Raw genomic sequence first — 6,000 nt, 5'->3', positions numbered from 1 at the left:
TCCGCGACGACATCCACGAAGCCTTCCTCAGCCTGGCCTGCGGCATCATCTGCTGGCGCCGACTGAAGAACCTCGCACTTTGTTAGGAGTTCTTAAGGCCCAGGCCGGAGGTCAGTGCGATACCCCCGAGCCAGGAACCCGCGGCGATGCCGACCTGGAAGGCGGACGTGGCCAGGGCCATGGGAAGGGACCGGCCGGCTCCGGCGATGCGGACGACCTCGCCGACCACGATGGGGTTGCAGGCGAAGCCGGCTGCGCCGAGCAGCACGACCAGGACCACGGCCACGACGCTGTTGGTCGCCCACAGGGTGATCGCGCCCAGGAGTACGGCCGTGACTGCGGTGGCCGGGATGAGCGTGGTGTAGGGCCGTCGGTCGCCGAGGCGTCCGCCGACCGTGGTGCCGGCCAGGGCGCCGATGCCGAAGCCGAGCATCGCCAGCGGCACCACGGAACTCGCGAGGTGGGCCCGCTCGGTCAGCAGCGGGGCGACGTAGCTGTAGGCACCCATGATGCCGGCCTGGATGAGCGCGATGGCCAGGTAGACCAGCCACAGCCGCGGATGCTTGAGCGCGGCCGTCTCGGCGCGCAGAGATGTGTCGACGTGTGTGGTGTCGGCGGGCAGCCGGCGGGCCACCACCGCGGCGGCAGCCACGGCGAGAGCGGCGAGCATCCAGAAGGGGGCCTGCCAGCCGCCCAGCTGGCCGGCTGCCGTACCGAGCGGGACGCCGACGATGTTGGCGAGGGTGATGCCGCCGACCATCACACCCGTGGCACGGGTACTGGCGGCCGGTCCCGCGGCGGCGGTCGCCACCACCGCGCCCACGGCCCAGAAGGTGCCGTTGCCCAGCGCGGCGGCGACCCGGCCGACGAGCGCGAGCCCCAGGCTGGAGCTGAGCGCGCTGACGACGTGACCCGCGGCGAAGACCAGCAGCGCGGCGACCAGGGCCGAGCGACGCGGCAGGCGCCGGGTCGCAATCGACATCACGGGCGCGCCGATCATCATGCCGACGGCGAAGGCGGTGATCAGTGTCCCGGCGCTGGAGACGCTGACACCGAGGGCTCCGGAAATTTCCGGCAGCAGACCGGAGACGACGAACTCGCTGGTGCCCATGATGAAGGTGATGGCACCCAGCAGCCACACCACCGGCGGCAGCTTGACCTTCCCGGCAGGCGCTGCCGTGCCGCCGTCACCCGTCAGGGGTGCGGCGGCCGAGGGGTCCGGCTTCGTGGACGAGGGGGAACTCACTGACGATCCTTTCAAGAGAACTGGCGCGGGCCCCGGTCATCCGGAGACGTTCCGGAGAAGCGGCATGCGCGCCGTAGGCGGTGCGGGCGGTGCACTTCTGACCCGCCGCAATCCACCAAACCAGCAGCCGGGCCCGGCAGACAGGCACGCTTGTGAGGGGTAACAGCAGGGACCCCCTCAGGCCGAGAACCTGAGCGTGCACATGGCGAATCGGGGTACGGCCGCGGCACGGGAGGCGGGCCGTCCTTACCGATGCTCGCGCAGGTGGTCAGAACTGCCGCACGCCCGGTGGAGCAGATCGAGCCGGACCGCGATGCCGCCGCCCTGATCACCGACAACGCTGGGCAACGCCTGAACTGCGCTGCCCGCTCCCTTCACCCGCAAGGAGCTCCCGATTGACCTCGGTGCCGTACTCGGGCCTGCCCGATACTGGTAACTACGGCTATTCGGACCTGCGGAATTGCAGGTCCGGATGCGGAATGTCCCTCTGCATGGTGAGGCCGGCCCACTTCGGTCCCACGGTCCTGTCTCCCGCGGTCCGCTGCAAACGAGACGAGTGCGCTGTCTCGGAGGAATGGCGCCGGGCACAGCCCGCGTGGCTCTGGCCACGGCGGATGGCGTGTGGACTCGACGCCGGAGGAGCGTGGTTCCGCCATCGCACCGGACACCGTCCTGCCGGTGTGCGAGGTGCCCGACGCCGGCTCAGGTCTCGGCGGGCAGATGGATCGAGGCGAGTTTGGCCGGGTCGACGACGATGTGGATGCCGGTGATCCGGCCTTCGGTGACGGTGAAGGCGATGAGGGAGAGAGGGGTTCCGTCGGGGTGCCAGGACATGTGGCCGGGGATGCCGTTGACCAGCACGCGTCGATGGCGGGCGACCTCGCCGGAGAACATGCGGGCCCCGGAGGCGACCTTGGTGGCGCCGAGGGTGACGACCACGCCGTCGGAAGTGTCGACGGTCAGCTTCACGTTCGGGTCGAGGACACGCAGGAGCGCTTCGAAGTCGCCGCTGCGGGCGGCGGCGCCGAATGCCTGGACGACCTCTCGGTGCTCGCGGCCGGAGCCCGCCGGCCGGTCCGTGGCGTGGACCTTGCGGCGGGCGCGGCTTGCGACCATCTTGGTGGCGGCGGTGGACTTGCCCAGGATCCGGCCGATTTCGTCGAACGGGACGGCGAACATGTCGTGCAGGACGAACGCCAGGCGCTCGCTCGGGGTGAGCGAGTCGAGCACGACGAGCAGGGCGAGGCCGACCGAATCGGCCAGCGCCGCCTGCTCGTCCGGCGCGGGGTCATCGTCGGGTATCACCACGAGGTTCGCGAACTCCTGCTCGTAGGCGATCTCGGGGTGGGCTCGGCGGGATCTCAGGAGGTCCAGGCTGATGCGGCCGACCACCGTGGTCAGCCAGCCCGCCAGGTTGCCGATGGTCGCCGCGTCCTGACGAACGAGGCGCATCCAGGCTTCCTGGACCACGTCCTCGGCGTCGGCATGCGAGCCCAGCACGCGGTACGCGACGGCGCGCAGCCGATCGCGCTGGGCTTCGAACGCCTCGGTCACACGGCCGGACGGGTGGGCGGTCACGGCTTCCGCTGCTGACGGAGCGAGACCCGGTTGCCGTCCGGGTCCACCGCCTCGATGCGGACCCCGAACGGATAGTCCTCGGGCTCGGACTCTTCGAAGACGACGCCGCGTTGACGCATGATCTCAAAATCCTTTCGCAGATCGTCGGATTCGAGGATCAGCGGACCGGGCGCGCCCGCTGCCCCCGGTTGCCCCGCAGCCGCCGCATGCGACCACAGGATGATCTGCACCGGGCTGTCTGGAACCCCGACGGTGAGGAACCGTCCGTCGGGCCCCGGGAAGTCGAGCCGCTTTTCCAGGCCCAGTCCCTCGGTGTAGAACTCCAGTGCGCGGTCCTGATCGGTGACGTAGATCGTCACGTACATGATCTTGTTCAGCATCCTGCTCTCGATTCACTCGTTGATGCGACCGTTCGTATGCGGTCGTCCCTCCCATGACGAGTGCCGACGGGAGAAGGTAACAAGACCGGTCCGCGGGAGCGGAAACGGAACAAGCCTCACCGCTGATGCCTGAGAAGCATCGTGCGGGCTTCGTCTGACGTAGTCCGGTACCTACCGGGCAGTCGATGCAACTCCCCGGCCTTGAACGGGCTGACCTTGCTGATCGGAGACCCCGGCGCGGGCAAGTCGACGCCGGCCCGCACCTGGCCGGCCTCCCAGATCCTTCTCGCTCGCCGCGGCGCCCGCCGGTGTCGACCCCGTCCGGGCCGCCACCATCCCCCTCAACGGGCTGACCGCGGCCCAGTGCGTCGAGCTGCTCGGTGTCCAGGCGGGCCAGACCGTGCTCATCACCGGCGCGAAAGGGGTGGTCGGCGGCTACGCAGTGCAGCCGGCCAGGCGACGGGGAGCTGTGGTCATCGCGACCGACCTTTCGCCCGAGGGCGAGTTCGCGACCAAGATGGCAGGGGCCGACGTGTACGTGCCGGCGTCCCAGCCGCTCGTCGAGACCGTCCGCACGGTGCGCCCGCCAAGGGGTTGACGCCGTTCTGGACACGCCAGGCCGGGCGGACCGCCATCGGGGCGGCGGCGGACGGCGGCAGGTTCGTGACCACACGGCTCGACGCCCTGCCCCCGACCGAGCGGGGCATCCGGGTCCTCCTGACGCAGGTCGGCCCGGACGGAGTGATGCTGTCCGAGCTGGCCGCGGTGCAAGTCTCTTCGGGGTGAGACCTCCGCGAGAAGACAGCCGCCGCTGCCTCACGGCGATCCCCACGCCGGCACGCGGACGGGAGGCGGTCGACCAGCAGCACCGGGCCGGAGTCGGGCTGGGTGGCTTCACAGCCGGCCGGTGATTCCCGGTCGGCACCATGGGCCGAGGCCGGAGACGAGCCGCTGCGTGTCCGGTACGGCCGGGCTGATGCCCCGACAGACGGGCCCGGCAGCTGGGATTGTGCGGCCGAGTGCCCCGCAGTTGCCGGCCGGGGTCAGTGCTCGGTGTCGGCCTCAGCGGCGGCCGGGTCCCGGTGCTGGCTCGCTGCCCAGCTGGCCAGGAGCTTCAGGGCGTCAGCGGCCAAGGTGCCCGGGTCGGCGCTGTACACGGTGATGGACAGCCCCTGTTCGCCGGGCAGGTCCAGACTCTCGTGAAACAGCTCCATCTCTCCTACCGCCGGATGATGGAACCGCTTGGTTCCCTCGGTGAAGACGTGCACGTCGTGCGCGCCCCACAGGGTGCGGAAGGCGTCGCTGCGGGTGGACAGTTCACCGATCAGGTTCGACAGCTCCCGGTCGTAGGGGTTGTTGGTCGCCTCGACACGCAGCACCCCGACCCCGTCGCGGGCCACGCGTTCCCAGTCGGGGAACAGCCGGGGGGCTCGGGGGTCGAGGAAGACGAACCGGCAGGTGTTGACCGGCTCCACCTCGAACACCTCACTGAGCAAAGCGCGGGCGAGCGGATTGGCCGCCAGGATGTCCATACGGTTGTTGCGCACATAGGCCGGCTGGTCGTGCAGGGCTTCGACGATGCGCAGCACGCTGGGCCGCACGATGGCCTTCTTCGGGCGCCGCCTGACCCGGGCCGCACTGGTGTTGGCCGCCCGGGCCAGGGCGTAGAGGTGATCCCGCTCGGTGTTGTCCAGCCGCAGGGCCTGGGCGAGAGCATCCAGGACGCTGTCGGAGACCCCGGTGAGGTTGCCGCGCTCCAGACGCGTGTAGTACTCGACGCTCATCCCGGCGAGCATCGCGACCTCGCCGCGGCGTAGCCCGGGCACCCGGCGCTGCCCGTACACCGGCATGCCCGCCTGCTCCGGTGTGATCTTGGCGCGGCGGGATTTGAGGAATGCGCTGACTTCGGCCCGATTGTCCATGGAGCCCAGCGTAGGTAAACGAAGCGATCAGTGGGGGTCCCTGTCAGTACCCCTCACAGCACGGACTCCCACGACAGCGCCGGAGCGGAGTTCCTTGCTACCGCGCTGTCGCCGGCACCGCCGCAGTCGGCCTGAACTTCGAGGCACTTCTCTTTGCCGCCCTGCGCTGAGAGACCCCCTATACCGGCACATCCTTCGAAGAGTCCACGGCCACCATCGCGTCCAGCCCGCGGACCAAGCGGCGGCTACTCAGCGAGCCCGAGGACCTCCTGCGAGTCGCGACCCCCGACCTGGTCGCATCCAGGAGCTGTACGACCAGCAGCTCGCCCGACTGCCAGGCCCAGCATCTGAACTCCGCCCTTGTCATACGCCGTTCAGGCACGAGCCAGAGCCCGGACCACCGTCGAAGGCCTGCCCCTGGTGCTCTCACGAGACCGTGTCGATCTCTCTCTTCACCAGCCTTCATGCCCCCCATCATCGACAGCTTTCACGCCGCCCCACGCCGGTGCCGCGTTCTGCCGCCCTGGGCTGTCTCCTAGCGCATCCCCAACGCGCCGAGGGTCTGCCTTGTCGTTCGGGAGCAGGGCCGAGGTGTTCATGCCCAGAGGGCGGGCCGGTGAGCCGTAGCTCCGGGACGTGCGCTCCTTCAGGGCCCGCCGCGGCGCCGCGAACTCCGCCACTTCGTCGGTGTCGTGGCCGTCATCGTGCGCCGACACAGGCATTCCTCGTCCTCGCACGGCCTCATCCGGCCCTGGACGGCATCCCAGGTGCTCTATGTATCTGCAGGTCAGACTGTGTGGGATGGTTCCACCGTGTCCGATCGGCCGTGGGTTGTTGCGCTCGGCCCCTGTGACCGCCGATGCTCTTGGTGTCG

General features: G+C 69.8%; 5 protein-coding genes. 1 reads left to right on the top strand and 4 read right to left on the bottom strand.

Features of this window, described 5'->3' with window-relative positions:
- Window positions 1-82: 82 nt before the first annotated feature.
- From ACZ5VD_RS42870 to ACZ5VD_RS42860, 3 genes are all read right to left on the bottom strand, one after another.
- Window positions 83-1,246 carry an MFS transporter gene (locus ACZ5VD_RS42870; protein WP_468685901.1) on the bottom strand — a complete coding sequence of 388 codons (1,164 nt, stop codon included), beginning with the start codon at window positions 1,244-1,246 and terminating at the stop codon, window positions 83-85.
- Window positions 1,247-1,948: 702 nt separating this feature from the next.
- Entirely contained in the window at window positions 1,949-2,824 is an 876-nt protein-coding gene (locus tag ACZ5VD_RS42865; protein WP_468551786.1) for a sigma-70 family RNA polymerase sigma factor, read from the bottom strand.
- On the bottom strand, window positions 2,821-3,204 hold the full coding sequence (locus ACZ5VD_RS42860) for a VOC family protein (RefSeq protein WP_468685899.1): 384 nt from the start codon (window positions 3,202-3,204) through the stop codon (window positions 2,821-2,823). Before ACZ5VD_RS42860 ends, ACZ5VD_RS42865 begins: the two co-directional genes overlap by 4 nt.
- Window positions 3,205-3,798: 594 nt before the next feature.
- Between ACZ5VD_RS42860 and ACZ5VD_RS42855 the strand changes: the two genes are divergently transcribed.
- On the top strand, window positions 3,799-3,990 hold the full coding sequence (locus ACZ5VD_RS42855; protein WP_468685898.1) for a hypothetical protein: 192 nt from the start codon (window positions 3,799-3,801) through the stop codon (window positions 3,988-3,990).
- Between the two features lie 257 nt (window positions 3,991-4,247).
- On the opposite strand, the gene ACZ5VD_RS42850 is transcribed toward ACZ5VD_RS42855, so the two are convergent.
- A complete protein-coding gene (locus ACZ5VD_RS42850) occupies window positions 4,248-5,126 on the bottom strand; it encodes a helix-turn-helix transcriptional regulator (RefSeq protein WP_468551790.1) in 879 nt (292 codons plus the stop codon).
- Window positions 5,127-6,000 lie beyond the last annotated feature (874 nt).

It is taken from the genome of Streptomyces sp. NPDC032822 (genome assembly GCF_055578825.1).
Note: the sequence above shows the minus strand (reverse complement) of the source record. Positions and strands in the feature narration are given on the sequence as shown.

Bases quoted from the DNA above. Each gene is read 5' to 3' on its own strand.
- ACZ5VD_RS42850 (WP_468551790.1), bottom strand. From the start codon at position 5,126: ATGGACAATCGGGCCGAAGTCAGCGCATTCCTCAAATCCCGCCGCGCC.
- ACZ5VD_RS42860 (WP_468685899.1), bottom strand. From the start codon at position 3,204: ATGCTGAACAAGATCATGTACGTGACGATCTACGTCACCGATCAGGAC.